Raw genomic sequence first — 24,636 nt, forward strand, 5'->3', positions numbered from 1 at the left:
TCTTGCTTTCGTTTTGGGGACTGAGTAGCCTCAAACGAAAGTAAAAAAGAAAAAATAGAATCCGGGGCCGGAGGGACGCCGATGAACGCGCTTGATGAAGCGACGTTCGACGTTGCGATCGTCGGTGGTGGCGTGAACGGGTGCGGAATCGCCCGTGACGCGGCCGGGCGAGGCGGTTCGGTGATCCTCTTTGAGCAGAACGATCTGGCCAGCGGCACGTCATCCGCTTCGACCAAGCTCATCCATGGCGGTTTGCGCTATCTGGAACATTACGAATTCCGTCTTGTGCGGGAGGCGCTCATGGAGCGCGAGGTCTTGTGGCGCATGGCGCCGCATATCGTCTGGCCTCTGCGTTTCGTGCTGCCCTACAGCAAGGGCCTGCGCCCGCGCTGGCTGCTGCGTTTAGGTCTGGCGCTCTATGACAATATCGGCGGCCGCAAGCTCCTGCCGCCGACCCGCACGCTCGATTTGAAAAGCGATCCGGCCGGCGCGCCTCTCAGATCCGATCTGTCGTCAGGCTTCGAATATTCCGATTGCTGGGTGGAGGATTCCCGTCTCGTCGTTCTCAATGCGCGCGATGCGGCGGAGCGCGGGGCGCAGATCCGCACCCGTACCCGCGTCGTCGGCGCTGAGCGCTCCGGCGATCACTGGGTCGTCACCTCGGAAGATCTGCGCACGGGCTTGCAGGAGCGCATTCGGGCCAAGGTGCTGGTCAACGCGGCAGGGCCTTGGGTGGAGAAGGTTCTCAACGGTGTCGCCCGCTCCAACAGCAACGCATCGGTTCGTCTGGTCCAGGGCAGCCACATCGTCGTGAACAAGCTCTTCGCGCATGACCGCGCCTATATCTTCCAGAACGCCGACAACCGCATCATCTTCGCGATCCCCTACCAGAACGATTTCACGCTGATCGGCACCACGGATCGCGACTACAAGGGTGACCCGGTGGAGGTGAAGGCGAGCGAGGAGGAGATCGCCTATCTCTGCGCTGCGGCGAGCGAGTATTTCAAGGAGCCCATTCACCGCGAGGATGTGGTCTGGACCTATTCAGGCGTGCGGCCGCTTTACAATGACGGCGCATCGAAAGCGCAGGAAGCCACCCGCGATTATGTGCTGATGCTCGATGCGCCTGAGGGGCAGCCGCCCATGCTGTCGATCTTCGGCGGCAAGATCACCACCTATCGCCGTCTTGCTGAGGCAGCGTTGGACAAGCTCAAAGGTCATCTTCCCGCCGCGCGCAAGCCCGCCTGGACCGGCGGCGCGTCCCTGCCGGGCGGTGATTTTCCGCAGACGGGATACGAGGCTTTGGTCGCCGCGTTGAGCGAGGCCTATCCGTTCCTGGACAAGCCGCTCGTCGCGCGCCTCGTGCGGGCCTACGGCACCCGGACGCGGGACCTTCTGGGCAACGCCCGTTCCATGAACGATCTCGGCCAGAATTTCGGGGCGGATCTCACGGAACGCGAGGTGCTCTATCTCATCAGTCAGGAATGGGCGCTGTCCGCCGCCGATGTGCTCTGGCGCCGCAGCAAGCTCGGGTTGCGGTTGTCACCGGCCCAGGTGGAGGCGCTCGACATGTTCATGCGCGATGCCGTGACATCGAACGCGGCGTAAAAGGAGAAGCGATGACCCTTGTTCTCGAAAGCGTATCGAAGAAAGTGGGGGCATCGGTTCACATCGGTGATGTTTCCCTGACGCTGGAACGAGGCTCCCTCAACGTGCTGCTCGGTGCGACGCTCGCCGGCAAGACCTCCCTCATGCGCCTCATGGCGGGGCTCGATGTTCCGACAAGCGGACGCGTTCTCGTCGACGACAAGGACGTGACTGGTTGGCCCGTGCAGAAGCGCAGCGTCGCCATGGTCTATCAGCAGTTCATCAATTACCCGTCCCTCAGCGTCTACGAAAACATCGCCTCCCCCCTGCGCGTGGCGGGTCTGGCCTCGTCCGAGATCGAGACGCGGGTGCGTGACGCTGCCAAACTCCTGAAGCTCGAGTCCTATCTCGACCGCAAGCCCCTGAACCTCTCGGGCGGCCAGCAGCAGCGCACCGCCATCGCCCGTGCCTTGGTGAAGCGGGCCGACCTCGTGCTGCTCGACGAGCCGCTGGCTAATCTCGATTACAAGCTGCGCGAGGAACTGCGCGAGGAGCTGCCGCGCGTCTTCGCGGCCTCTGGCGCGATCTTCGTCTACGCCACCACGGAGCCCTCTGAAGCACTGCTGCTCGGTGGCAACACGGCAACCCTGTTCGAGGGCCGGATCACGCAGTTCGGCCCGACGCCGCAAGTCTATCGCAAACCGCAGAATCTCGTGACGGCGCGCGTGTTCTCCGACCCGCCGCTCAACACGCTGACGATCCGCAAATCCGGTGGCATGGCGACTTTGAGCACGGGAGGGCAGGCGCGCGCAACGGATGTGCTCGCGAGCGTTCCCGATGGGGATTACACCATGGGCTTTCGCGCGCATCACTTAGGCCTTGAGCCGATAGGCAGCGATGAGATCGCCATTCCGGCTACCGTCTCCGTGGCGGAGATCACGGGCTCGGAAAGCTATGTGCATCTCGATGCCGGAGGGCACCGCTTCGTGTCCCTTGTTCCGGGCGTGAGGCGGCTGGAGCCGGGGACGTCCATCACCGCCTATCTCGATCCGCGTCATCTCTTCCTGTTCGATCAGGATGGCCGCCTCGCCGCGGCCAGCACGACGCAGAAAGCCGCGTGAGGAGAGATTGAATGGCCCGCATCACCCTCGACCATCTCGCCCACGCCTACAAGCCGAACCCGCAAGGCCCGCATGACTACGCCTTGAAGGAGATCAACCACGTATGGAGCCAGGGCGGCGCCTATGCGCTGCTCGGTCCCTCGGGCTGCGGCAAGACCACGCTTCTCAACATCATCTCGGGATTGGTGCGCCCGACGCGTGGACGCATCCTGTTCGACGACAGGGACGTGACGGATCTGCCCACGGAAGCCCGCAACATCGCCCAGGTGTTCCAGTTCCCTGTGGTCTACGACACCATGACGGTGCGCGAGAATCTCGCCTTCCCGCTCAAGAACCGACACGTGCCGCGAGATAAGACGGCGCAGCGGGTGGAGGAGATTGCACGGCTTCTCGATCTCACCTCCGTTCTCGACCGCAAGGCGAGCAACCTGACGGCGGACATGAAGCAGAAGATTTCCCTCGGGCGCGGTCTCGTGCGGCCCGACGTGGCGGCGATCCTCTTCGACGAGCCGCTCACCGTGATCGATCCGCATCTCAAGTGGCAATTGCGCTCGACCCTCAAGGAGATTCACCGGGCACTCGACATCACCATGATCTACGTGACGCACGACCAGACCGAGGCGCTGACCTTTGCCGACAAGGTGGTGGTCATGCATGACGGCGCGGTGGTGCAGACCGGCACGCCCGACGAGCTCTTCGAGCGCCCGGCCCATACCTTCGTCGGCCATTTCATCGGCTCGCCGGGCATGAACATCCTGCCGTGCCAGGTCGAGGGAGCGACAGCCTTTCTCGGCAGCGAGACAATCTCCCTGCAGCGCCGCTACCGCACCTTGAACCACAAGGAGCAGGTGGAACTCGGCATCAGGCCCGAATTCGTGCAGATACAGCCGAAAGGAGCGGGCCTGCCGGTGCGCATCCGGCGCATCGACGATATCGGGCGCGCGCGCATCGCGAGGGTGGAGATGAACGGGCGCATGATGGCCGCAAGCGTTCCCGAGAACCTCTCCGTCAGCGGCGACGAGGCTTCGCTTCGGCTCGATCCGCGCCACATTCATATCTATGCCGACGGGCATCTGGTCGCCGGCGAGGCTTTGGGAGGGCAGGCGGCATGACGAAAACCCTCAACAACAAGGCCTGGCTCCTGGTCCTGCCGGTGTTTCTCATCGTGGCCTTCTCGGCGGTGCTGCCGCTGATGACCGTGGTGAACTATTCCGTGCAGGATACCTTCGGCAACAACCAGTTCTTCTGGAACGGCGTCGGCTGGTTCCAGGAGCTGCTCGATCCCTCGACCGATCTCGGCGGGCGCTTCTTCGATTCGTTGTGGCGCACGCTTCTGTTCTCTGCGATCATCCTTCTCATCGAGGTGCCGCTTGGCATCGCCGTGGCACTCGCCATGCCGCGCGAGGGTTGGACCGTGGCATTGAGCCTCGTGCTGATGGCCCTGCCGCTGCTGATTCCGTGGAACGTGGTCGGCACGATCTGGCAGGTTTTCGCCCGTGGCGATATCGGCCTGCTCGGCTGGGTCGTGAACCATCTCGGCATCGACTACAATTACACCGGCGATCCGCTGGATGCGTGGATTACCATCGTTGTCATGGATGTGTGGCACTGGACGAGCCTTGTCGCGCTCCTGTGCTATGCAGGCCTGAAGTCGATTCCGGACGCATATTACCAGGCGGCCCGCATCGACGGCGCCTCGCGCTGGGCGGTGTTCCGCACCATCCAGCTGCCGAAGATGCGCCGTGTCCTGCTCATCGCCGTGCTCCTGCGCTTCATGGACTCGTTCATGATCTACACGGAGCCCTTCGTGCTCACCGGCGGCGGGCCGGGCAATGCCACCACGTTCCTGTCCATCGATCTGGTGAAACTGGCGCTCGGACAGTTCGATCTCGGCAAGGCGGCCGCCATGTCACTGGTCTACAACCTGATCATCCTCGCCATCTGCTGGGTCTTCTACACCATCATGACCCATGGAGACGCGCGCAAAGAGGGAGTTGAGGCATGACCGATTCCGTCGCCATCCGGCCCTCCGACGTCAAGGCATCGGCTGCGCCCCTTGCCGCCAACAAGGCTGTGGCGGGCCCACGTGTGAACGGGCGCGTGATCGTCATGACGCTCTATCTTCTGTTCCTGATGCTGCCGATCTATTGGCTCGTGAACATGAGCCTGAAGACGAACACGGAGATCACGTCGGGCCTTACCCTCTGGCCGCAGAACATCACCTTCGATAATTACATCACCATCTTCACGGACCGAAGCTGGTATTCCGGCTACATCAACTCGCTCACCTACGTGCTGATCAACACGGTGCTGTCAATCTCCTTCGCTTTGCCAGCGGCCTATGCGTTCTCGCGCTACCGTTTCCTGGGCGACAAGCACCTGTTCTTCTGGCTGCTCACCAATCGCATGGCGCCGCCGGCTGTGTTCGCGCTGCCTTTCTTCAATCTCTACTCGGCCATCGGTCTCTTCGACACGCCCTGGGCGGTCGCTCTGGCGCATTGCCTCTTCAACGTGCCGCTCGCCGTGTGGATTCTCGAAGGCTTCATGTCGGGCGTGCCGCGCGAGATCGACGAGACGGCGGCCATCGACGGCTATTCGTTCCCGCGCTTCTTCGTGAAGATCTTCATGCCGCTGATCGCATCGGGCGTGGGTGTCGCAGCCTTCTTCTGCTTCATGTTCTCCTGGGTCGAGCTGCTTCTCGCACGCACGCTCACGTCGGTGGCCGCAAAGCCGATTTCCGCCACCATGACACGCACCGTGTCGGCGTCGGGCATGGATTGGGGACTGCTCGCGGCTGCGGGCGTGCTCACCATCATCCCCGGTGCGCTCGTGATCTGGTTCGTCCGCAACTACATCGCCAAGGGCTTTGCCCTGGGCCGCGTTTAAGGAGGACCGCATGCCTGATCTCGCTTGGATGGCCTGGACCTGGCAGACGGGGCTGTTCTTCGTCGGCATCGCGAGCCTGCTCGTCGTCATGACCCTGCTTGCGATCTATCGCCCGGAAACGGAGCGGGTCGGGATCTTGCGTATTCCGACCACGCGCGGCGACCGAATTTTCATTTCTCTGTTGGGCTCGGCCTTCATCCACCTTGCGTGGCTGGGTCTTGTCGGGCCCGACCTGTGGTGGGCCTCGGGCCTGTCTCTCCTTTACGCCGCGTTGGTGTTCCGCACGGTGTGAGGGAGGGACAGACTCCAAAATTCCTCGGATTGCCCAGGCCGAGGAAGACAAGGGCGAAAAGCCTCAAGGGCATCATTCGGGAGGAAGCAATGAAGCACACCCAATCTCACCGGCGCCTGAAGCTCTTCGTCACGACGAGCGTCCTTGCCATGGCGCTCGGCTCCAGCGCCGCTCTCGCGGGCATGGAGGAAGCCCGCCGCTGGATCGACAGCGAATTCCAGCCCTCGACGCTCTCCAAGGACGATCAGCTGAAGGAGATGGAATGGTTCGTGAATGCGGCGAAGCCCTTCGCCGGCATGGAGATCAACGTGGTCTCCGAGACCATCACGACCCATGAATACGAGGCCAAGACGCTCGCCAAGGCGTTCTCCGAAATCACCGGCATCAAGCTCACCCACGACCTGATCCAGGAAGGCGACGTGGTGGAGAAGATCCAGACGCAGATGCAGTCCGGCCGCAACATCTACGATGCCTGGGTCAACGATTCCGATCTCATCGGCACCCATTTCCGCTACAAGCAGGCCATCGCCCTCGACGACTGGATGGCAGGCGAAGGCAAGGACGTGACCTCGCCGACGCTGGACATCGCCGATTTCATCGGCAAGTCCTTCACCACCGCGCCCGACGGCAAGATGTATCAGCTGCCGGACCAGCAATTCGCGAATGTCTATTGGTTCCGCTATGATTGGTTCCAGCGCCCCGACCTGAAGGAGAAGTTCAAGGCCAAGTACGGCTACGATCTCGGCGTGCCGGTGAACTGGTCGGCCTATGAGGACATCGCCGAATTCTTCACCAACGACGTGAAGGAGATCGACGGCGTCAAGGTCTATGGCCACATGGATTACGGCAAGAAGGACCCGTCGCTCGGCTGGCGCTTCACCGATGCCTGGCTCTCCATGGCCGGCAACGGCGACAAGGGCATTCCGAACGGCCTGCCGGTGGACGAATGGGGCATCCGCATGGAAGGCTGCCGTCCGGTCGGATCGTCGGTGGACCGTGGCGGTGACACCAACGGAGCCGCCGCCGTCTACTCGATCACGAAATATCTCGACTGGATGAAGAAATATGCCCCGCCCCAGGCGAACGGCATGAACTTCTCCGAGTCGGGTCCTGTTCCGGCTCAAGGAAACATCGCCCAGCAGATCTTCTGGTACACGGCGTTTACCGCCGACATGGTGAAGCCCGGCCTGCCGGTCATGAACCAGGATGGCACGCCGAAATGGCGCATGGCTCCTTCGCCGCATGGCTCCTACTGGAAGGAGGGCATGAAGCTCGGTTACCAGGATGCGGGTTCCTGGACGCTTCTGAAGTCCACGCCGGTCGATCGCCGCAAGGCGGCTTGGCTCTATGCTCAGTTCGTGACATCGAAGACGGTCTCGCTGAAGAAAAGCCATGTGGGTCTCACCTTCATCCGCGAAAGCGATATTTGGGACAAGAGCTTCACCGAGCGTGCGCCGAAGCTCGGCGGCCTCGTCGAGTTCTATCGCTCGCCCGCCCGCGTGCAATGGACCCCGACCGGCAACAACATCCCCGACTATCCCAAGCTCGCACAGCTCTGGTGGCAGAACATCGGCGATGCGGCTTCCGGCGCGAAGACTCCGCAGCAGGCGATGGACTCGCTTGCCGCCGCGCAGGATGAAGTGCTCGGCCGTCTCGAACGCGCCAATGTGCAGGGTGAATGCGGTCCGAAGCTGAATCCGAAAACCTCTGCTGAGGAATGGATCAAGAAGGCCGCAGCCTCCGGCAACATCGCGCCCCAGCCGAAGCTGGCGAACGAGAAGCCGAAAGGTGAGACTGTGGATTACGACACGCTCATCAAGAGCTGGCCCGCTTCTCCGCCCAAGCGCAGCTAAGTGATCGAGGCCCCGCTCTCAAAGGGCGGGGCCTTTCTTTTTTGGAAGGCAGAAAGAGGTTCTGGCGATGATGGCCGTGATATTCGAGGTCTGGCCCGCCAGCGGGCGCAAGGACGATTACTTGAAAATGGCCGCCGCCTTGCGCGCCGAAGTCGAAAAGATCGACGGATTCATTTCCGTCGAGCGGTTCGAGAGTCTCTATGAGGAAGGCAAGCTCCTCTCGCTGCAATTCTGGCGCGACGAGGAATCCATCCGCCAATGGCGCCATCATCTCAAGCATCGGCAAGCGCAAGCAGCCGGACGAAGTGAGATGTTCGCCGATTACCGTCTGCGCATCGCCGAGGTGGTGCGCGATTACGGGCCGACGGATCGCGTCCAGGCGCCCGACGTTGCAGAAACTCTCTAGCTTTACGCCGTCAGCCGCCACGGGTTCGGCGGGAGGGCAGGCGAAATCAGGCTCACGCCGAAGACCTCTGACAGGCGGTTCGAACTTAGAACATCATCGGCCGACCCACGCGCAACGAGCCGGCCTGAATGCAGGAGCACCAGCCCATCACCGAACTCTGCGGCGAGCTGGAGATCGTGCAGCACGGCGATCACGGTCAGCCCGCCTTGCGCGAGGCTCTTGGCTTTGTTGAGCAGGGCAAGCTGGTGCTTCAGGTCGAGGCTTGCGATGGGCTCGTCGAGAAACAGCACCTGACGCGGCTCGACGGTTCGCCCTGCCGCGAGCTGCGCGAGAACGCGCGCGAAATGGACGCGCTGCCGCTCGCCGCCCGACAAGGTCTGATAGTTGCGGCGCGCGAGATGCCCCACATCGGCCTGATCAAGAGCATCGATGACCATGCGTTGACGATCATTGCGGCTCAGGCCTTGTCCGATTCCTTCGACACCGAGGGAAGCGACTTCGAAAGCGGTGAAAGGAAAGCCGAGCTCGGATGCTTGGGGCATGACGGCGCGGCGATGGGCGAGACGCCAGGCGGGAATCGTACGCAGCGGCTCATGGTTGAACAGAACCTCTCCCTGCGTCGGTGCAAGCTCGCCACAGAGCACGCGTAGCAGCGTCGACTTTCCGGCGCCGTTGGGGCCGACAATGATGGTCAGCGCACCACTGTCGATGGAGAGATCGATTCTCTCGATCAGCGCTCGACCGCCGACCTGGTATGTGACGTTCTTGGCTTCGATCATCACAGTCATAGGGAAAACCCTCCCTGGCGGCGCAGCAGGAGCCACAGGAAGAATGGCGCACCGAAGATGGCGGTCAGAATGCCGATGGGCAGTTCCGCAGGTGCCACGATAGTGCGCGCTACTGTATCAGCCGCAACCAGCAAAGCCGCGCCGAGAAGGCTTGAGGCGGGAAGCAGCATGCGGTGATCGGGGCCTGCGCTAAGGCGCAGCACATGCGGCACGACGATGCCGATGAAGCCGATCATGCCGGCGCAGGCGACCGATACGCCCACCGCCACGGCCACGAGTAGAATCGCCAAGGCCTTCACCCGCTGCACCGGCACGCCGAGATGAAAGGCTTCCGCCTCGCCTAGCGCGAGCGCGTTGAGCCCGCGCGCGAGAAACGGCGTGACGAGAAGAACGGGCAGGATCAGGGGCGTTGCCACCGCGACCTTGGTCCAGGTGGCGCCGCTGAGCGAGCCGAGGGACCAGAAGGAGAGATCGCGCAATTGCCGGTCGTCGCTCAAATACGAGAGGAAGCCCATGAGCGCGCCGGAGAGTGCGCCGAAGGCGACGCCTGCAAGCAGCATCGTGGCAATCGATGTGCGGCCCTGGCGCGTGGCGACGAGATAGAGCGCAAAGGTCGTGAGCAATCCGCCGATGAACGCGCCGATGGGAAGCGCGGTAAAGGGCAACGGTCCGATAAGCGGAGACAGCAGCGCATCGCCGACGACGATTGTGGCGGCTGCCGCAAGCGCCGCGCCCGCCGATACGCCCACGAGGCCCGGATCGGCGAGCGGATTGCGGAAGAGGCCCTGCATCAGCGCGCCCGAGCAGGCGAGCGCCGCGCCGATCAGGAGCCCGAGCATCACACGCGGTAAACGCACCTGCAGGATGACGAGCGCATCGCCGGAGGGCTGTGCCGCCTGCTCGGTGATGATGCCGAGAACGCGCGACAGGGGCACGCCTGTTGCACCCAAACTCATGGCGACGAGGCTGACGATGACGACGAGACAGGCGAGGCCCAGCATCAGCAGGGGCCTGCGGTCACGAAACAGAGAGCTACGCTCTTCACCTTCCAAAGCGGCGGCGATCATGGCTGTCAGCCCTTGCCGATCTGGTCGGGATGGAGAGCCGTCATCAATTCGCGCGCGGCGGCCGGCGTACGGGGACCGAAGCCGAGCAGATAAAGCGAATCCATCACCACCAGCCTGCGCTTGGCGGCAGCCGGTGTTGCCGCAAGAGCTGGGTAGGTGAACGGATCCGACGCCGCGCCGCCGGGGCCGTGATCCATCATCACGATGGCTTCGGGTGCAGCGGCGATGAGGCCTTCATCCGAGAGCGGCTTCCAGCCGTTGAGCGAGGACGCCACATTGGTGGCGCCTGCAAGGGCCAGCATCGCATCTGCTGTGGTGCCTGTTCCGCCGACGAGCGGACGGCCGTTCTGGAACGAGAGCACGAAGAGCGTCTTCGCAGGCTGCGTGATCCGCGCCTTCATTGTATTCAGCTCGGCGAAGCCGCGCTCGATCTCCTGGATCAGGGCGTTGCCTCGTTCGTCGGCACCAAGGGTCTTCGCAACAACCTTCACCCGTTCCACAATTCCCGCAGCGCTCGGTTGATCGGTCACGCGGACGATGCTGACGCCCGCCTGCTCGATCAGGCGTAGCGCATCGGGAGGCCCTGCGCCCTCCGCCGCGATCACGAGAGTAGGATTGAGCGAGAGTACCCCCTCGGCGCCCAGCGCGCGAATGTAGCCTACATTGGCCTTCGTCTTGAGGGCCTCCACCGGGTAGAGGCTGGTGGAATCGACGCCGACGATCTCAGCGTCGAGCCCGAGGCGATAGAGGATCTCGGTGATCGCTCCGCCGACGCTGACGATCCGGCGGGCGGGGGCGGCCTTGGCATGGCGCGCGGCGAGCATCAGCGCGGGGCTGAGCATGAGTGCGCGGCGGGAGAGCAGCGTCATGGCGGGGTCCTTACTTGGTGAGAATGAGTTTGCCGTTGGCCGTGACCCGCAGGCGGTAACGCTCGCCCCGATGCAGCAGCACCACTTCACGTCCCGTTCCGATCAGGCTCGCCACATCGACCTCCTTGGTGGATGCGGCTCTGTCGCCCTTGATTTCCGGGGGTGGCGGGGGGTTAAGCACGGCAATCTCCAGTTTTTACGCGTTCTAAAGTAGATGTTCTGAAAGTTGTTTATGTATTCGCAGTTTAGAATGATGTAAAACTAGCGAATGACGAGTCTCTATTGACGCGGTTACTTGATTTGGATATCGGATGTAAAGCCTCTTCCGTCAGATGGGGAGGCGATAGCCAGCCAGCGTGAATTCGTTTCTGCGCGAGCCAGCCAGTCATCAAGAAAAACATCATTAAAGACTGGGATCGTCAGGATGATTACCTTCCTGCGCGAAGGCCTTCGCGCGTCTACCTCGCCTCTTGCTCTTCTCCTCCTCGCCCCTCTCGCGGGCGTCTCGCTGGCCTCGCAGGCCGGCGCGCAGACCACTTCTTCTCCGACGACCCTGGACGACATCACGGTCACGGCCGAGCGCGTGCCGACGACCGTCTATGACAGCCCGTCGACGGTGAGCGTCACCGATCAGCAGGATATCGACCGCCGCAACATCAATACGCCGCGCGACCTTGCCCGCGAGGAGCCCGGCGTTGCTGTCGGCAACCAGCCGAACCGGGGTGGCGCGACGAACTACGTGATCCGCGGCATCGGCGAGAACCGCGTGCGCGTGCAGGTCGATGGCATCAAGATTCCGGATTTCCCCGAGACCAATATCGGCGCCGGCACCTACACCCGCGACTTCGTGGATTTCGACAGCCTCAAGCAGATCGAAATCATCCGCGGCCCGTCCTCTGCGCTTTACGGCAGCGACGCCATCGGCGGCGTGGTCTCCTACGTGACGAAGGATCCTTCCGATTACCTGAACTTCATCGGCAAGGATTGGTATCTCTCTTCCAAGACCGGCTACGACAGCGAGAACCACAGCTTCCTGCAGACCGCGACGGGGGCCTGGCGCTGGGGTGCGTGGGAATCGCTCATCCTCTACACGCATCGTCAGGGTCATGAGACTCAGCCGAACCTGGACGATGACTCGACGCTTGAGCCAAACCCGCAGGACTTCACCACCGACAACGTTCTCGCCAAGCTCATCTACAATGGTGGCGAGGCGGGGCAGTTCAAGCTCACCGGCGAGTTCCTGAGAAAGCAGGTCGACACGACCCTTCTCAACGACATCACGAGCACGCCCGGCGGCTTCGGCATGCCGTTCTCCCGCGTTTTCAGCTCCGATGCGGAAGACACCACCACCCGTCCGCGCCTCAGCTTCGACTGGACGAAGCCGCTCTCCTGGGCGATCGCCGACACGGTGCGCACGAGCGTGTACTGGACTGAAGTGGATCGCACCGAGAAGACCACGCAGATGCGCGGCCGCTCCTTCTTCGGTGAGCCGACGGAACCCAACCGCGTGCGCTTCTCCGATTTCGGCTTCAAGCAGGAAATCTATGGCGCCGAGATGCAGTTTGCTGGCATTCGCCAGTGGGGCGATTGGGAGCACGCCTTCACCTATGGCATGTCGGTCGATTCCACCTCGACCTCGCGTCCCCGCTACCGGACCGAGACCGATCTCATCACGGGTGACGTGATCAATGTGATTTCGGGCGAGACCTTCCCGAACAAGAACTTCCCCGACACCGACACGGTGCAGGCGGGCTTCTATGTCCAGGATATCGCGAAGTATGGAAGACTTCGCCTCATCCCGGCCGTGCGCTTCGACTATTACCACTTGCAGCCGAACCCGGATCAGGAATTCGCGAATTCCAACCAGAGCGACTTCACGGTGGAAGAGCAGAACGAGTTCGCGGTCTCGCCGAAATTCGGCGTCACCTACGATCTCACCGAGAGCCTTCGCCTGGTCGGTCAATATGCACGCGGCTTCCGCGCACCGCCTTACGACACGGCGAATTTCGGCTTCTCGAACCCGGTCTTCTTCTACGAGATCCTGCCGAACGGAAACCTGAAACCCGAGACCAGCGACGGCTTCGAGTTGGGCCTGCGCGGCCGCGCCACTGACGGCTCCAGCTTCCAGGTGACCGGCTTCTATAACCTCTACAACGATTTCATCGAGACGGTGACGGTGGGCACCTCGCCGGCTGGCCTCACCCAGTTCCAGTATCAGAACCTCTCGAACGTGCGGATCTGGGGTGTCGAGGCGAAGGGCGATTGGCGCTTTGCTCCGGGCTGGTCTCTCTTCGGCTCGCTGGCCTATGCGCAGGGCGAGGACGAGGAGACGGGCGATCCGATCGATTCCGTCGAGCCGTTCACCGGCATGGCCGGCATCCGCTATGAGGATGTGGCTGGCTGGGGCGCGGAGGTTCGCCTGCGCGGAGCCGCGGCGAAGAACGAGACGAGCGATCCGTCCTACTTCAAGCCGGATTCCTACGCCACGGTCGACGCGATCCTGTTCTACAACCCGACGCAGAACGTTTCGCTGAACTTCAGCGCCTACAACCTCCTCGACGTCGAGTACTTCAATGCTCAGGACGTGGTGGGCGTGCCGGCCTCCAGCCGCAGTCTCGATCTGCTGCGCGCTCCCGGCCGCACCTTCGCGGTCAACGCCACGTTCCGCTGGTAAGACATGCGGGCGGTGGCACAGATGCGGCGTGTCTATCGGCCCGGCGGCAGGCGGTTACGCCTGCCGCCGGCTCGTGCGCGCACGATTCCGTCACTGGCCGCCTCCCGTGCCATGCCTCCATCCCGTCCCCGACAGGATGAGGCGCTCAATCCCGAATTGTCCGCTGCGCCCATCGATGCGCGTTGGCATTCTTCCGAGCCGCGCCGTTGTTCCTGGCGCGGAACGCTGCTCTCATGTGGCCTTCATGTCGGCACGGCGGCGATCGCCATCGTTCTGATGCTTCAGTTTTCGGATGGTGGTTCTTCTCCTGCTGCGGAAGAGCAATCCATCGCTGTCGAGATCGTCGGCGCCGATGCTTTCGATCAGGCCTTCAGCGCGTCCGGCGCGCAGCCGCAGCCCGAGACGAAATCCGTCGAGGCGCCCCTTCCCGATATTCCGCTTCCCCCCGATCTGCCGCAGCCGATGGAGCGTGACCTTGTGGCTGAAGCCGCAGAGCCCACGCTTCCTCCTCTGCCCCAGGAGCCGATGCCTGATCCCATGGAAGTGCTCAAACGCGAGATTGCGCAGACAGAGCCGCAAGAGCAGCCTCCTGTTCGCCAGGAGCCCAAGCCCGAGCCGCAAAAAACATTGGCCAAAGTCGAGCCGCCCCAAAAGATTAAGCCAGAGAAGCCAATTCCCAAAGCGCCCGCCAAGCCCAAGCGTGACATGGCGCGCGGACAGAGCGAAAGCGGCAAGGATGCTGATGCGACGTCTTCGCTCGCCGCAACGCGCGGTGCTCAAGGCCGCGCGGGGAGCGCGGGCGGCAATCCGGCTGCCAATCCGAGCTTCCGCGCCAGTGTGATGGCGCATCTGGCGCGCTACAAACGCTATCCTGAGGCTGCGCGCATCCAGCGCATGCGCGGGCGTGTGATGGTCACGTTCTCGCTGGATGCGTCCGGGACGGTTACGGGCGTTTCGCTCGCAGGCTCTTCCGGCCTCTCGCTTCTCGATACGGAGGCGCTCGCCATGGTGCGCCGCGCCTCGCCCTTCCCGCGCATTCCGCCCGAAACCGGGCAAGCCAGTGCGAGCTTCACCGCTCCCATCGTCTACGACATGAATTGATAAGGAGATATCCATGTTCATTGCCATGAATCGCTTCAAGGTCCTGAAGGACGCGACGGAAGAATTCGAACAGCGCTGGTTGACGCGCGAAAGCTATCTTCACGAGCTCGACGGCTTCATGGAATTTCACATGCTGCGCGGACCCGAGCGCGAGGATCACGTGCTCTATTCCTCGCAGACGCTCTGGGCATCGAAGGCGCATTTCGAGGCCTGGACGCGTTCCGAGCAGTTCCGCACATCGCATACCCGCGCCAGCACCGGCTCCAACAAGCCGTTGACTCTCGGCCATCCGGAATTCGAGGGCTTCGAGGTGTTTCAGACGATCCACAATACCTCGAAGGCCGCCTGATGAACATGAGTGCGATGCCGAATATGCAGGATGTCGAAGCCCTCATCCGCGAGGATCTAGCAGTTCGTCCCGATGGCGTGCTGGAGACAATCGCGGAAGCCCGCAACGTGCCGCTGCAGAAGGTGCTCGATTGCCTCGATCCTGCATCTGCCATGCGGGTGAAGGGCAATCTGTTTGAAGAGATCTGGAGCGACCTGACCATCTGGGGCGAGATCACCTTCGTCGTGCATACCCGCGACGGCGTGTTCGAGTGCAAGGGCAGCGTGCCGCCGGGCACCGCAGGTCGTGGCTATTTCAACATCCATGGCGAGAGCCCGATCGGCGGGCATCTGCGCATGGATCGCTGCCGCGCGATCTATTTCATCGACCGCCTGTTCTTCGGCAAACGCTCCTGCTCGGTGCAGTTCGTCAATGAGGAGGGCGGTGTGATGTTCAAGATCTTCGTGGGCCGCAACGAGGACCGGAGCCTGAAAGAAGATCAACTCGTTCGGTTCGAGGCTCTGCGCACACGGTTTGCGGGACAGGCGTAAAAGGCATAAACATGAAGGCCATGGAGAAGAAAGAACCGATCCTGCCGGTGGATGACGAGGCGCGGCTTTTGTCGAAGAAGCTCATCCGCACCGCCCGCTCCGGAGCGCTTGCCACCAACGGTGCCGAGGACGGCATGCCGTTCTCGAGCCTCGTGTCGGTCGGCACCGATCTCGACGGCACGCCTGTGATCCTGACATCCCAGCTCTCGGTTCATACGCGTCTGCTTGCCGCCGATCCGCGCTGCTCGCTGCTGCTCTCCGCCATCGGCAAGGGCGATCCGCTGGCCCATCCCCGCCTGACTTTGCTCGCTGAAGCCGAGCGGCTGGAGCCCGGTTCGGAAAAGGCTCAAGCCGTGCGCGGGCGCTATCTGCGTCAGCACCCCAAGGCCGCGCTCTATGTGGACTTTCCCGATTTCGCATTCTGGAGGCTGAATGTTGCCTGGGGCAGCCTCAATGGCGGCTTCGGGCGTGCCTATCGCATGGCGCGGGAAGACCTGCTCATCGATCTTTCCGCCTTCCCCGATTTCGCGGATTTCGAGGCCGGCGCCGTGGAGCACATGAACGAGGACCATGCCGAAGCGGTGGCGCTTTATGCAACGCGGCTGTGCGGGGGCAAGGAGGGAGCCTGGCGGCTCACCGGAATCGACCCGGAGGGAATGCAGATGGCGCTCGGCGACGAGTTGCTGCGGCTGACCTTTGACAAGCCTCTTTCGGGACCGGGAGAGCTTCGTTCGCTGCTCGTCCAGCTCGCGCAGGAAGCTCGCAGCAAACCCGCTGCGTCCGCCTAAGCTCAATTTCGATTGTTAGGCGTTTCGCACGATTCCCGGCAAGGCCTGGGCGAGAACATCCGGGTTGAACGGCTTCTCCCACCGCGGGATCGCTGCGTAAGCCGGCGGAACCGAGGATGCGTCGTAGCCTGTGGCGAACACTACAGGGATGCGACGCGCGATCAGGGCATCGGCGACAGGGAAGATCTCTTTTCCGCGCAGATTGATGTCGAGGATGGCGGCATCGATTCGCTCGTCGGAGGAGAGCAGCGCCAATGCGTTGTCCGTTTCCGGAATGGGCCCGATCACTTCCGCGCCAAGCTTCTCGAGCGCCTTGGCTATGTCGTCGGCCATGAAATACTCATCCTCCACCACGAGAACCCGGCATCGCGCGAGCGATTCTTGCACGGCGGAATTCGTCATGCCCGTCCTCCTTGCCCAGGCGACCTGGAGCTTTAGCTTTCTTAAATAAGCCTGAGATGTGGCCCTTATGATAACATAGGTTAAGCAGGCGCCGTTCCGGCACCTGTTGGTGAAATCTCCAGAGGGACACCGCACAGATGGCGATCTATCTGATCCGCAAGCTGGAGCATTTCACAAAACTGTCCAGTGAGGAGAAGCGGGCTCTCGAGCAAGCAACCTCCTTGAAAAGACGTCACCTCAACCCCCGGGAAGACCTTATCTACGAGGGTGAGAAGCCGGATAGCGTCAATTTGATCAATGATGGATGGGCCTGCCGCTACAAGGTATTGGAGGATGGACGACGGCAAATCCTGGGCTTTCTCGTCCCCGGCGATGTCTGTGACATGCGCATGTTCATCCTCAAGGAGATGGACCATTCCATCGGAGCCATCTCGCCGGTATCCGTGTCCGAGATTCCAAAAGATACCATCATCGAGCTGACGGATACCTATCCGCGTCTCAGCCGGGCTTTCTGGTGGAACTCGCTGGTCGAGGATTCGATCTCGCGGGAATGGGTCGTCAATAACAGCCAGCGCGATGCCGTCGAGCGCATGGCTCACCTTTTCTGCGAATTGTTCGTTCGCCTGCGGATGGTCGGGCTCACGAATGGCGACAGCTGCGAGTTTCCCCTCACTCAGGCCGAGCTTGGCGAGACGCTGGGACTCTCGACGGTTCATGTGAACCGCACGCTCCAGGAGATGCGCGCTGCTAATCTCGTCGTCTTGAAGGGAAAGTCTCTCACCATTCCGAACCTCGAAGCCCTGCAGGAAGTTGGATTGTTCAATGACAATTACCTGCACCTCGAGCGGAACGGTCATGAGATGGATGCCAATGAGTAGAAGGAGACCGAAGCCTACCGCAGCGAGGCGTTTTCGGACCGTTTGCTCAAGGTAGGCGTATGGAGCAAGTTTCTCCTCACAAGAATGCGTGGCCCTTCGGATCCGGCAGGATGGTGGAGCGAATCCGTGCGTTCGATTGGGCGGCGACACCGCTCGGGCCCATCGAGACTTGGCCTGCGGAACTGAAATCGGCGGCAGGCCTTGTTCTGGAATCCGGCTTTCCGGCGGCCCTGGTGTGGGGGCCAAGCCTCGTCACAATCTACAATGATGCCTTCCGCCCCATCCTGGGTGCCAAGCCCGAGGCGCTCGGCCGCTCCTTTGCGGATGTCTGGAGCGAAATCTGGCACGAGATCGGGCCGCTCGTGGAGAATGCTTTCGCCGGCCAAGCGACGTTCATCGAAGATTATCCGCTCGTCATCAACAGACGGGGCGAGCCCGAGCAGACCTATTTCACCTTCTCCTACAGCCCCGTTCGGGCTGCCGACGGAACCATCCTCGGCATGATCGACACGGTGATGGAAACAACCGACAAGATGCAGGTCGCCCGGCGACAGATTGAAGAAGCCTTGCGCGAAAGCGAAGAACGCTATCGCACTCTCTTCAACTCGATGGATGAGGCTTATGCCGTTGTCGAGGTGATCCGTGACGATGCAGGCCAATGGAGCGATTTCCTGTTCCTGGAGGTGAACCCCGCCTTCATGGTGCATACCGGGATGCCTTATCCCGTCGGGCGCACGGCGGCGCAAATCCTGAAAACCCCCAACCCGCGCTGGGCCGAAATCTATGGCCGTGTCGCCGAGACCGGTCAATCGATCCGTATCGAGGAAACGGAATGGACGCTCGGCCGGGTTTTCGATCTGAACATCTTCCGCCTCGGCGGACCGGAAAGCCAACGCGTGGCGGTGCTCTTCACGAACATCACGCAACGAAAGCAAGCGGAAGAGGCCCTGCGGGACAGCGAGCGCCATGCCCAGCTCCTGCTGGCCGAGCTTCAGCATCGCGTGCGAAACACGCTCGGCGTCATTCGCTCCATTGCTCGGAGAACGGCGGCGACTAGCGAGACGGCGGAGGATTACGCCATGCATCTCGAAGGCCGCATCGATGCTTTTGCCCGAGTGCAGGCAGCCGTAACCCGCGATCCCGAAGCCGGTCTCGATCTCGAAATGCTCGTGGCCGATGAGCTGCGTGCCGTGGCCGCTCACGAAGGCGATCAGGTGAAAAGCATCTCCGGCCCCGAAATCCGCCTTCGCGCCAAGTCTGCGGAAACGCTTGCGCTGGCCATCCATGAGCTTGGGACGAATGCTGTGAAATATGGGGCGCTCTCATCCGAGAGGGGTCGCATTCAGGTGAAGTGGGCGGTCGGGCGGAGAGGCGATGACCCGCAGCTGGTCTTCGAATGGATCGAGACGGGGGTGTCGCTCTCCAATGACACGCCGAGGCGTCGCGGCTTCGGCACCGAGCTGATCGAGAAAGTCTTGAGCTATGAGCTTGGCGGTGAGGCAGTGCTGGATTTCACACCGGACGGCCTCTGCTGCACCATGAGATTTCCCATGGACGATCAGGTTTTCGTGCTCGGCGAGGATCGACGTTCTTATAACCCCTAATGCTAGACTCTGAGGCCCATTCACGACGGCTGGGGCATCTTGGGTCTTGCCATGCGCCTTTTCGGATAGCATCAAGGGATGGTGTTTCATCCCTCGTCCGCCATGCTCCTCGCCATCATCCCCTCCCGTCTTCGCTCAGCTCTCGCCATCATCGCCGATGCGGGAAGGAGCTTTGCGCGTAATGACGGCTTGGCCATGGCGAGCCATGTGGCGCTCTCCCTCGTGATCGCGCTGTTTCCGTTTCTGATCTGCGTGGCGGCGCTCGCTGCCTTCCTCGGCGCGGGGCGCATTTCCACCCATATCGTTCATCTGCTCTTCGATTTCTGGCCCGAAGGTGTGGCGGGTGCGCTGGCGAGCGAGGCGGACAAGGTTCTCGTGCCCAGGCGCAACGTGCTGACGATTTCCATCGCCATCACGCTTCTGGTGGCGACGAACGGCGTCGAGAGCCTGCGCGTGGCGCTCTGCCGAGCTTATGGCGTCACGCGCTTCCGGCCCTGGTGGCAGGCACGCCTGATCGGCATCGGCTTCGTGATCGTGGGTGCGGCTGCGCTGGTGGCGGCCTCCGTGCTCGTGGTGCTGTGGCCTTCGATTTGGCGCACCACCGTATCCTACGTGACGGATCTGAGATCCGTTCGCCTCACCTACGATCTCGTGCGCTATGCGCTTGCTTCCCTGGTGCTCGTCATCGGACTGACGGCCACGCATTTGTGGCTCTCGGATGTAAGGCCGAACCTGCGCGACGTGATTCCCGGCGTCGTGGCGACGCTGGTGCTCTGGCTTGCAGGCGCGACGCTTTATGGCGAGTTTCTCGCCAATGTCACCCATGTGAAGGCAACCTATGCAGGGCTTGCCGGAATTCTCACCGCGCTGATCTTCCTGCAGATCTCCGCGGCGATCTTCATTTTCGGCGCGGAACTCAATGCGGCTTTGCGCCGCCGCGAGCCCGCGGCAGATGAGGCTGTGTCACCTGTAATCGAGATGGAAGCCGCGTCCGCGCCGCAGCCGGAAATCAGCTGACGCCTTCCTCGTGCTTCTTCTCGCAATCCCGCTTCTGCGTTTGCGGAGGCTGTTGCTGTTGTTGAGCAACGACGGTTTTTTCGGAGCTCGGCTCTGCGAAAGACGGGGCGGTGATGACGGTCATCAGGACGGCAAGGGAGATGGCGCGCAGCATGATCTGTCGTTCCTTCATCGATGCTAGATCATGCTAACGACCTGGGGATTGCATGGCCAGCCCGTTCCGGTGCCAATCGCGTGATCGCCGTAGGTGCGTGCCTTCCCGCGTCACACCGCGATGTGCATGAAGAGAGCGGCCTTGACGAGGCGGTCGGGGCCGAGATCGTCATCCGCCTCGAAGTTCATCAGTTCTGCCAGACGCCTGCGCGCGCGATTGATGCGGCTCTTGATGGTGCCGATATTCGTGCCGCAGATCCGGGCTGCATCCTCGTAGGTCAGCCCTTCGGCCGTGACGAGAAGAAGCGCCTCGCGCTGGTCGAAGGGCAAGTGGCTCAAGGCCTTGAGCATGTCGTTGAAATCGAGCCGGGCTCCCTGTTCGGGCATCACGGCCACGCGCTCGGCCCATGCACCCTCCGGATCCTCGACTTCGCGCTTGCGGCGTCGGGCCTGCGTGAGGAAATCGTTGCGCAGGATCGTGAACAACCAGGCCTGCATGCTGGTGCCGGGCTGGAACTTGTCGAGATTACTCAATCCCTTCAGCAGAGCGCCTTGCACGAGATCGTCGGCGCGATCCACGCTGCCGCAGAGAGAGATGGCGAAAGCGCGCAGATGCGGAATGGCGGCGAGCATCTGGTCTTTCATTGGGGTATCAGCCGCCATTCTGTATCCCTTCCGACTCTCACGAACGTGAAAGCAAACGTCTCCTTTGCGAAGGGTGCATTAACCTATGTAAAGCGTAACTGCTGTCATAGGGGTAATATCACGTGCTGGAAATAAGATTCGAGTGGTCTGAACCGAACACGAGCGCTTGCGTATTCTAGAATTCGATCTGTGCGTCTTTGACTAAAAAGAATCTTGATGCAGCTGTGATGACCCAAGATTTCGGCGCCTCTTAAGGCAAAGATTTACATGAGTGAATGTGCGGTGTCCGTCGACGGACAATATTTTATTTGATTGTAAAGATGATTCGTTTGCTTGCGGCGAATATCTCCCGTTCCCGATTTTGACAGGAAAAGAAGGTGATGGCTCAAACGCGCTGCATGATCGTCGAGGATCAGGCTCTGATCGGTATGTCGCTTGAGGCTTCCCTCGAAGAGGCGGGCTTCAATGTCGAGGGGCCATTCATGAGCAATGCCCAGGCCCTGCATAGGCTTGAAAGCGATACGCCGGATATCGCGCTTCTCGACATCATGATCAAGGATGGAACATCCATTGAAATTGCGCGGACCTTGAAGGATCGTGGAGTTCCGTTCGCGGTCTACTCGGGATTACCTCCGAAGGAGGACGGACCACCCGAGCTGCAGAACGTGCTGTGGCTGGAAAAACCCATCAGCCGGGAAACACTGATGGCTACCTTGAACGAGCTTGCCCAGAGGCAGCAGCAAGTGCCGGTTGATAACGGCAAGTCCGTTGATAGTGGCAGGTCTTTTGCGCAAATCCAGAGACATGTCTGAGGATCAGGAAAGGGCGTCGCTGCCTGAGATGATGCTTAAGACTTGGCGGTATCTGCCCCTCCAGCCTTAAGCGGAACATCAAGACACGACATACCGTTGTTCATGCATCATGTGTCCTGGAGGGCTCTATGGGCATGTCGTTCAAAGTTATGTTGGCCACAGTCTGTGTGTTCGGGAGTGCCGCCGCGATACAGCCGAGTCCCGCCTCGGCTCAGACTGGAGAACGTGATTATTACTTCTCCAACCGTGGTGGAATATCCGTGCCCAACTACAGAAGCGGCGGCTACGGCTATCGGCCGTATAATCGCTATTACGGCAATCGTTACTATCGTAACCGTTATTATGGCGGGCGTTATTACGGTCGTGGTTATTATCGCCCGTCCTATTACGGTTATCGAGGCTATGGTTATCCCTATTACGGTGGTGGCTATTATGGTGGCGGCGCTGCCGTAGCCGGGCTCATCGGCGGCCTCGCCCTCGGAACCATCGCCAGCGCCGCAGCGAATCCTCACTATGGCTATGGACCTCGTTGTGCGCTCGAATCCCGGCGTGTGATCAACCGTTACGGACGCCCGGTCTGGCGGCGGGTTCAGGTCTGCTACTAGCCGGCAAAGGTACTATGCTAAAAGCCCCGCTCCGAGCGGGGCTTTTTCTGATCGTTGAAGCGGGGCACAATACAGGCTAGAGCCGATCCAATGGCTTTTCAGGTGATGTTCCTTCCATGACCACGCGCTTCCATCGCGGCGACCTGCCCGCAGATTATCAGCCCGGTTCCGCGATCGCGATCGATACCGAGACGCTCGGGCTCAACCCGCACCGGGATCGGCTCTGCGTGGTGCAGATCTCGAAAGGCGACGGGGATGCGGATGTGGTGCAGATCCTGAAGGACGGGCCGCGCCCTGAGAACCTGATCCGCGTTCTCTCCGACGAGAGCGTGCTCAAGATCTTCCATTATGCCCGCTTCGATCTCGCCGTGCTCTTCCACGCCTTCGCCGTGATGCCGAGGCCCGTCTACTGCACCAAGGTGGCCTCGCGGCTGGTGCGCACCTATACGGACAGGCATGGTCTGAAGGACCTCGTGCGGGAATTCCTCGGGGTCGAGATCTCCAAGCAGCAGCAATCCTCCGATTGGGGTGCCGAGACCTTGAGCACGGCCCAGCTCGACTATGCGGCCTCCGATGTGCTGCACTTGCATGCCCTTAAGGAAAAGCTCGATCAGCGGCTGGAGCGGGAGAACCGGCTCGGCATTGCCCATCAATGCTTCTCGTTCCTGCCCACCAGGGCGCAGCTTGACCTCCTGGGCTGGCCCGAGACCGATATCTTTGCGCATAGTTGACGCAGGCTTAAACTTTCCAGCATAAAACCCATATCCGTCATAACATCGCCATCACCGACGGGCATGGCGCCGGGTCGGGTGAGACGGAAGGGATTGGATCGAAAGTGGCGGGATTCCAGGGCACCACACTCCAAGGTAGCCCGGCTGCGAGGCCGGTTGCGCGCGCGCGCGCCTTCACCAAGGCCCGCCGGCATTCCCGCTGGGTGCGCTTTGCCAAGATCGCCATTCCCCTGGGTTCGCTCCTCGCTGTCGCCGCGGTCAGCCTGTTCGCCTATCTCGAGCCCTTCAGGAAGGTCGAGAACCTGAGCTTCGGCTCCATCGGCGTCAGCGGTACCAACGTGACCATGGAAGCGCCCAAGCTTACCGGGTTCAAGAACGACAACCGGCCCTATGAGGTGACCGCAAGCGCCGCCACCCAGGATGTGAAAAACCCTGATTTCGTGGAATTGAAGGATTTGCGCGCCCGGCTCGTCACCGACGACAAGGGCAGCACCGCCCGGCTCGAGGCCAATGTCGGCATTCTCGACACCAAGAAGGAGCGGATGAACCTGCGCCAGAACGTCCGCGTCAGAACCGATGCGGGCCAGGAGGTCCAGATGCGCTCCGCCCAGGTGGACTTCAAGAGCGGCCTCGTCGTCTCCAACGAGCCCGTCACCGTGATCCTCGGCGGCAATGGCCACATCGAAGCGGAAGGCCTCCGGGTGACAGAGAACGGCAAGGTCATGAGCTTCAAGGGCCGCGTGCGCACCACGTTCCTGCCCGCTTCCGGATCCGATTCATCCTCTCCTGTCGCCCCATCCCAGGCGGCCCAACCTACAAGTGTTCGTCCATGATGAGTTTCGCACGCAACGCGCTCGCCCTCGCGCTTCTCCTGCCGGCGGCAACAACCGCCGCCTGGGCTCAAAAGGCTCAGCAAGCCGAGAAGGAGCGGGCCGTCGGCTTCGGCAATTTCGGCTCCAGCAAGGAGCCGATCAAGATCGACGCCAACAAGCTCGACGTGTTCGACAAGGAAGGGCGCGCGGTCTTCTCCGGCGATGTGGTGGCCGTTCAGGGCGAGAGCACCATGAAGTGCACGGCCATGACCGTCTTTTACGAGCAGCAGAACCGCGAAGGCGGCGCACAGCCTGCCGCTGCTCCGGCGGGACAGGGCCCCAGTGAAAGCGCGATCAAGAAGATCGATTGCCAGGGGCCAGTCACCATCGTGTCGCGCACCCAGGTCGCCACCGGCGACAACGCCACTTTCGACCGGGGCGCCAACAAGATCCTCTTGAACGGCAACGCCGCCTTGAGCGACGGCCCCAACGTGACCCGTGGCGAGCGCGTGGTCTATGACATCAACACAGGCGTGGCGAGCATCGATACCAAGCCCGGCGGCCGCGTGCGGGCGCTGTTCGTGCCGGGACAAGGCGCACCGGCCCCGACCGGCGCCGGCAACGCCAAACCGAAGCCTTAAACACCGATAGGCTAAGCCGGTTTTC

Annotated in this window: 28 protein-coding genes; 21 read left to right on the plus strand and 7 right to left on the minus strand. The window is 61.8% G+C overall.

Annotated features, from left to right (window positions below; genetic code table 11):
- Positions 1-81 precede the first annotated feature (81 nt).
- The 8 genes from glpD to MJ639_RS05375 all read left to right on the plus strand — a co-directional run bounded on the left by glpD (position 82) and on the right by MJ639_RS05375 (position 8,145).
- Entirely contained in the window at positions 82-1,608 is a 1,527-nt protein-coding gene (glpD, locus tag MJ639_RS05340; protein ID WP_243369257.1) for a glycerol-3-phosphate dehydrogenase, read from the plus strand.
- 11 nt (positions 1,609-1,619) lie between these two features.
- On the plus strand, positions 1,620-2,708 hold the full coding sequence (locus MJ639_RS05345) for an ABC transporter ATP-binding protein (RefSeq protein WP_243369258.1): 1,089 nt from the start codon (positions 1,620-1,622) through the stop codon (positions 2,706-2,708).
- Positions 2,709-2,719: 11 nt separating this feature from the next.
- Positions 2,720-3,820, plus strand: coding sequence for an ABC transporter ATP-binding protein (locus MJ639_RS05350; RefSeq protein ID WP_243369259.1), 1,101 nt, complete (start codon positions 2,720-2,722; stop codon positions 3,818-3,820).
- Positions 3,817-4,713: a carbohydrate ABC transporter permease gene (locus MJ639_RS05355; protein WP_243369260.1), complete on the plus strand. Its 897-nt coding sequence runs from the start codon at positions 3,817-3,819 to the stop codon at positions 4,711-4,713. The genes MJ639_RS05350 and MJ639_RS05355 overlap by 4 nt, the downstream gene beginning before the upstream one ends.
- A 104-nt stretch (positions 4,714-4,817) precedes the next feature.
- Complete coding sequence (locus MJ639_RS05360; protein ID WP_243369732.1) at positions 4,818-5,594, plus strand: carbohydrate ABC transporter permease; 777 nt, start codon at positions 4,818-4,820, stop codon at positions 5,592-5,594.
- Between the two features lie 10 nt (positions 5,595-5,604).
- The gene (locus tag MJ639_RS05365; RefSeq protein ID WP_243369261.1) at positions 5,605-5,886 is read left to right on the plus strand and encodes a DUF2160 domain-containing protein; all 282 of its coding nucleotides are present in this window, start codon (positions 5,605-5,607) and stop codon (positions 5,884-5,886) included.
- Between the two features lie 149 nt (positions 5,887-6,035).
- Entirely contained in the window at positions 6,036-7,739 is a 1,704-nt protein-coding gene (locus MJ639_RS05370) for an ABC transporter substrate-binding protein (RefSeq protein WP_243369734.1), read from the plus strand.
- A 67-nt stretch (positions 7,740-7,806) separates the two neighbouring features.
- Positions 7,807-8,145 (plus strand): antibiotic biosynthesis monooxygenase family protein, encoded by a 339-nt coding sequence (locus MJ639_RS05375; protein WP_243369262.1) that lies wholly within the window; start codon positions 7,807-7,809, stop codon positions 8,143-8,145.
- Between the two features lie 2 nt (positions 8,146-8,147).
- On the opposite strand, the gene MJ639_RS05380 is transcribed toward MJ639_RS05375, so the two are convergent.
- From MJ639_RS05380 to hemP, 4 genes are read right to left on the minus strand one after another with little or no spacing between them, the layout of a single operon-like run.
- On the minus strand, positions 8,148-8,933 hold the full coding sequence (locus MJ639_RS05380; RefSeq protein WP_243369263.1) for a heme ABC transporter ATP-binding protein: 786 nt from the start codon (positions 8,931-8,933) through the stop codon (positions 8,148-8,150).
- On the minus strand, positions 8,930-10,000 hold the full coding sequence (locus tag MJ639_RS05385) for a FecCD family ABC transporter permease (protein WP_243369264.1): 1,071 nt from the start codon (positions 9,998-10,000) through the stop codon (positions 8,930-8,932). Before MJ639_RS05385 ends, MJ639_RS05380 begins: the two co-directional genes overlap by 4 nt.
- A 5-nt stretch (positions 10,001-10,005) precedes the next feature.
- Positions 10,006-10,869, minus strand: a complete 864-nt coding sequence (locus tag MJ639_RS05390; RefSeq protein WP_243369265.1) for a heme/hemin ABC transporter substrate-binding protein — start codon at positions 10,867-10,869, stop codon at positions 10,006-10,008.
- A gap of 10 nt (positions 10,870-10,879) precedes the next feature.
- On the minus strand, positions 10,880-11,050 hold the full coding sequence (hemP, locus tag MJ639_RS05395) for a hemin uptake protein HemP (RefSeq protein WP_243369266.1): 171 nt from the start codon (positions 11,048-11,050) through the stop codon (positions 10,880-10,882).
- Positions 11,051-11,293: 243 nt separating this feature from the next.
- Between hemP and MJ639_RS05400 the strand changes: the two genes are divergently transcribed.
- From MJ639_RS05400 to MJ639_RS05420, 5 genes are read left to right on the plus strand one after another with little or no spacing between them, the layout of a single operon-like run.
- Positions 11,294-13,543 carry a TonB-dependent hemoglobin/transferrin/lactoferrin family receptor gene (locus tag MJ639_RS05400; protein WP_243369267.1) on the plus strand — a complete coding sequence of 750 codons (2,250 nt, stop codon included), beginning with the start codon at positions 11,294-11,296 and terminating at the stop codon, positions 13,541-13,543.
- 21 nt (positions 13,544-13,564) lie between these two features.
- The gene (locus MJ639_RS05405) at positions 13,565-14,644 is read left to right on the plus strand and encodes a TonB family protein (RefSeq protein WP_243369268.1); all 1,080 of its coding nucleotides are present in this window, start codon (positions 13,565-13,567) and stop codon (positions 14,642-14,644) included.
- 13 nt (positions 14,645-14,657) lie between these two features.
- Positions 14,658-14,993, plus strand: a complete 336-nt coding sequence (gene hmuQ / locus MJ639_RS05410; protein ID WP_243369269.1) for a heme-degrading protein HmuQ — start codon at positions 14,658-14,660, stop codon at positions 14,991-14,993.
- Positions 14,993-15,523 carry a heme utilization cystosolic carrier protein HutX gene (gene hutX, locus MJ639_RS05415; protein ID WP_243369270.1) on the plus strand — a complete coding sequence of 177 codons (531 nt, stop codon included), beginning with the start codon at positions 14,993-14,995 and terminating at the stop codon, positions 15,521-15,523. Before hmuQ ends, hutX begins: the two co-directional genes overlap by 1 nt.
- 20 nt (positions 15,524-15,543) lie before the next feature.
- Positions 15,544-16,311: a HugZ family pyridoxamine 5'-phosphate oxidase gene (locus MJ639_RS05420; protein ID WP_243369271.1), complete on the plus strand. Its 768-nt coding sequence runs from the start codon at positions 15,544-15,546 to the stop codon at positions 16,309-16,311.
- 15 nt (positions 16,312-16,326) lie between these two features.
- Here the strand turns inward: MJ639_RS05420 and MJ639_RS05425 are convergent, their stop codons facing one another.
- The gene (locus MJ639_RS05425) at positions 16,327-16,713 is read right to left on the minus strand and encodes a response regulator (protein WP_243369272.1); all 387 of its coding nucleotides are present in this window, start codon (positions 16,711-16,713) and stop codon (positions 16,327-16,329) included.
- A gap of 137 nt (positions 16,714-16,850) precedes the next feature.
- Here MJ639_RS05425 and MJ639_RS05430 point away from each other — a divergent pair, with 137 nt between their 5' ends.
- The 3 genes from MJ639_RS05430 (at position 16,851) to MJ639_RS05440 (ending at position 20,212) form a co-directional block, all read left to right on the plus strand.
- Positions 16,851-17,591, plus strand: a complete 741-nt coding sequence (locus MJ639_RS05430) for a Crp/Fnr family transcriptional regulator (protein WP_243369273.1) — start codon at positions 16,851-16,853, stop codon at positions 17,589-17,591.
- Between the two features lie 110 nt (positions 17,592-17,701).
- Positions 17,702-19,195, plus strand: coding sequence for a sensor histidine kinase (locus MJ639_RS05435; RefSeq protein ID WP_243369274.1), 1,494 nt, complete (start codon positions 17,702-17,704; stop codon positions 19,193-19,195).
- Between the two features lie 78 nt (positions 19,196-19,273).
- Positions 19,274-20,212, plus strand: coding sequence for a YihY/virulence factor BrkB family protein (locus MJ639_RS05440; protein ID WP_243369275.1), 939 nt, complete (start codon positions 19,274-19,276; stop codon positions 20,210-20,212).
- Here MJ639_RS05440 and MJ639_RS05445 read toward each other — a convergent pair.
- Positions 20,205-20,366: a hypothetical protein gene (locus MJ639_RS05445; RefSeq protein ID WP_243369276.1), complete on the minus strand. Its 162-nt coding sequence runs from the start codon at positions 20,364-20,366 to the stop codon at positions 20,205-20,207. The two genes, MJ639_RS05440 and MJ639_RS05445, sit on opposite strands and share 8 nt — an antisense overlap.
- A gap of 110 nt (positions 20,367-20,476) precedes the next feature.
- Positions 20,477-21,028: a sigma-70 family RNA polymerase sigma factor gene (locus MJ639_RS05450; protein ID WP_243369277.1), complete on the minus strand. Its 552-nt coding sequence runs from the start codon at positions 21,026-21,028 to the stop codon at positions 20,477-20,479.
- 380 nt (positions 21,029-21,408) lie between these two features.
- On the opposite strand from MJ639_RS05450, the gene MJ639_RS05455 reads away from it, so the two are divergent.
- The 5 genes from MJ639_RS05455 to MJ639_RS05475 all read left to right on the plus strand — a co-directional run bounded on the left by MJ639_RS05455 (position 21,409) and on the right by MJ639_RS05475 (position 24,611).
- Positions 21,409-21,822: a response regulator gene (locus tag MJ639_RS05455; RefSeq protein WP_243369278.1), complete on the plus strand. Its 414-nt coding sequence runs from the start codon at positions 21,409-21,411 to the stop codon at positions 21,820-21,822.
- Positions 21,823-22,082: 260 nt separating this feature from the next.
- Positions 22,083-22,427, plus strand: a complete 345-nt coding sequence (locus MJ639_RS05460; RefSeq protein ID WP_243369279.1) for a hypothetical protein — start codon at positions 22,083-22,085, stop codon at positions 22,425-22,427.
- 116 nt (positions 22,428-22,543) lie between these two features.
- A complete protein-coding gene (locus MJ639_RS05465; protein WP_243369280.1) occupies positions 22,544-23,158 on the plus strand; it encodes a ribonuclease D in 615 nt (204 codons plus the stop codon).
- Between the two features lie 104 nt (positions 23,159-23,262).
- Positions 23,263-23,991 (plus strand): LPS export ABC transporter periplasmic protein LptC, encoded by a 729-nt coding sequence (gene lptC, locus MJ639_RS05470; RefSeq protein WP_243369281.1) that lies wholly within the window; start codon positions 23,263-23,265, stop codon positions 23,989-23,991.
- Positions 23,988-24,611 (plus strand): LptA/OstA family protein, encoded by a 624-nt coding sequence (locus tag MJ639_RS05475; protein WP_243369282.1) that lies wholly within the window; start codon positions 23,988-23,990, stop codon positions 24,609-24,611. The genes lptC and MJ639_RS05475 overlap by 4 nt, the downstream gene beginning before the upstream one ends.
- Positions 24,612-24,636 lie beyond the last annotated feature (25 nt).

This window comes from Microvirga solisilvae (assembly GCF_022808595.1).
Classification (GTDB): Bacteria; Pseudomonadota; Alphaproteobacteria; order Rhizobiales; family Beijerinckiaceae; genus Microvirga; species Microvirga solisilvae.

Excerpts from the sequence above, each read along its gene's own strand:
- glpD (WP_243369257.1), top strand. The coding sequence starts at position 82 with ATGAACGCGCTTGATGAAGCGACGTTCGACGTTGCGATCGTCGGTGGT.
- MJ639_RS05345 (WP_243369258.1), top strand. The coding sequence starts at position 1,620 with ATGACCCTTGTTCTCGAAAGCGTATCGAAGAAAGTGGGGGCATCGGTT.
- MJ639_RS05350 (WP_243369259.1), top strand. The coding sequence starts at position 2,720 with ATGGCCCGCATCACCCTCGACCATCTCGCCCACGCCTACAAGCCGAAC.
- MJ639_RS05355 (WP_243369260.1), top strand. The coding sequence starts at position 3,817 with ATGACGAAAACCCTCAACAACAAGGCCTGGCTCCTGGTCCTGCCGGTG.
- MJ639_RS05360 (WP_243369732.1), top strand. The coding sequence starts at position 4,818 with ATGACGCTCTATCTTCTGTTCCTGATGCTGCCGATCTATTGGCTCGTG.
- MJ639_RS05365 (WP_243369261.1), top strand. The coding sequence starts at position 5,605 with ATGCCTGATCTCGCTTGGATGGCCTGGACCTGGCAGACGGGGCTGTTC.
- MJ639_RS05370 (WP_243369734.1), top strand. The coding sequence starts at position 6,036 with ATGGCGCTCGGCTCCAGCGCCGCTCTCGCGGGCATGGAGGAAGCCCGC.
- MJ639_RS05375 (WP_243369262.1), top strand. The coding sequence starts at position 7,807 with ATGATGGCCGTGATATTCGAGGTCTGGCCCGCCAGCGGGCGCAAGGAC.
- MJ639_RS05380 (WP_243369263.1), bottom strand. The coding sequence starts at position 8,933 with ATGACTGTGATGATCGAAGCCAAGAACGTCACATACCAGGTCGGCGGT.
- MJ639_RS05385 (WP_243369264.1), bottom strand. The coding sequence starts at position 10,000 with ATGATCGCCGCCGCTTTGGAAGGTGAAGAGCGTAGCTCTCTGTTTCGT.
- MJ639_RS05390 (WP_243369265.1), bottom strand. The coding sequence starts at position 10,869 with ATGACGCTGCTCTCCCGCCGCGCACTCATGCTCAGCCCCGCGCTGATG.
- MJ639_RS05400 (WP_243369267.1), top strand. The coding sequence starts at position 11,294 with ATGATTACCTTCCTGCGCGAAGGCCTTCGCGCGTCTACCTCGCCTCTT.
- MJ639_RS05405 (WP_243369268.1), top strand. The coding sequence starts at position 13,565 with ATGCGGCGTGTCTATCGGCCCGGCGGCAGGCGGTTACGCCTGCCGCCG.
- hmuQ (WP_243369269.1), top strand. The coding sequence starts at position 14,658 with ATGTTCATTGCCATGAATCGCTTCAAGGTCCTGAAGGACGCGACGGAA.
- hutX (WP_243369270.1), top strand. The coding sequence starts at position 14,993 with ATGAACATGAGTGCGATGCCGAATATGCAGGATGTCGAAGCCCTCATC.
- MJ639_RS05420 (WP_243369271.1), top strand. The coding sequence starts at position 15,544 with ATGGAGAAGAAAGAACCGATCCTGCCGGTGGATGACGAGGCGCGGCTT.
- MJ639_RS05425 (WP_243369272.1), bottom strand. The coding sequence starts at position 16,713 with ATGACGAATTCCGCCGTGCAAGAATCGCTCGCGCGATGCCGGGTTCTC.
- MJ639_RS05430 (WP_243369273.1), top strand. The coding sequence starts at position 16,851 with ATGGCGATCTATCTGATCCGCAAGCTGGAGCATTTCACAAAACTGTCC.
- MJ639_RS05435 (WP_243369274.1), top strand. The coding sequence starts at position 17,702 with ATGGTGGAGCGAATCCGTGCGTTCGATTGGGCGGCGACACCGCTCGGG.
- MJ639_RS05440 (WP_243369275.1), top strand. The coding sequence starts at position 19,274 with ATGGTGTTTCATCCCTCGTCCGCCATGCTCCTCGCCATCATCCCCTCC.
- MJ639_RS05445 (WP_243369276.1), bottom strand. The coding sequence starts at position 20,366 with ATGCTGCGCGCCATCTCCCTTGCCGTCCTGATGACCGTCATCACCGCC.
- MJ639_RS05450 (WP_243369277.1), bottom strand. The coding sequence starts at position 21,028 with ATGGCGGCTGATACCCCAATGAAAGACCAGATGCTCGCCGCCATTCCG.
- MJ639_RS05455 (WP_243369278.1), top strand. The coding sequence starts at position 21,409 with ATGATCGTCGAGGATCAGGCTCTGATCGGTATGTCGCTTGAGGCTTCC.
- MJ639_RS05465 (WP_243369280.1), top strand. The coding sequence starts at position 22,544 with ATGACCACGCGCTTCCATCGCGGCGACCTGCCCGCAGATTATCAGCCC.
- MJ639_RS05475 (WP_243369282.1), top strand. The coding sequence starts at position 23,988 with ATGATGAGTTTCGCACGCAACGCGCTCGCCCTCGCGCTTCTCCTGCCG.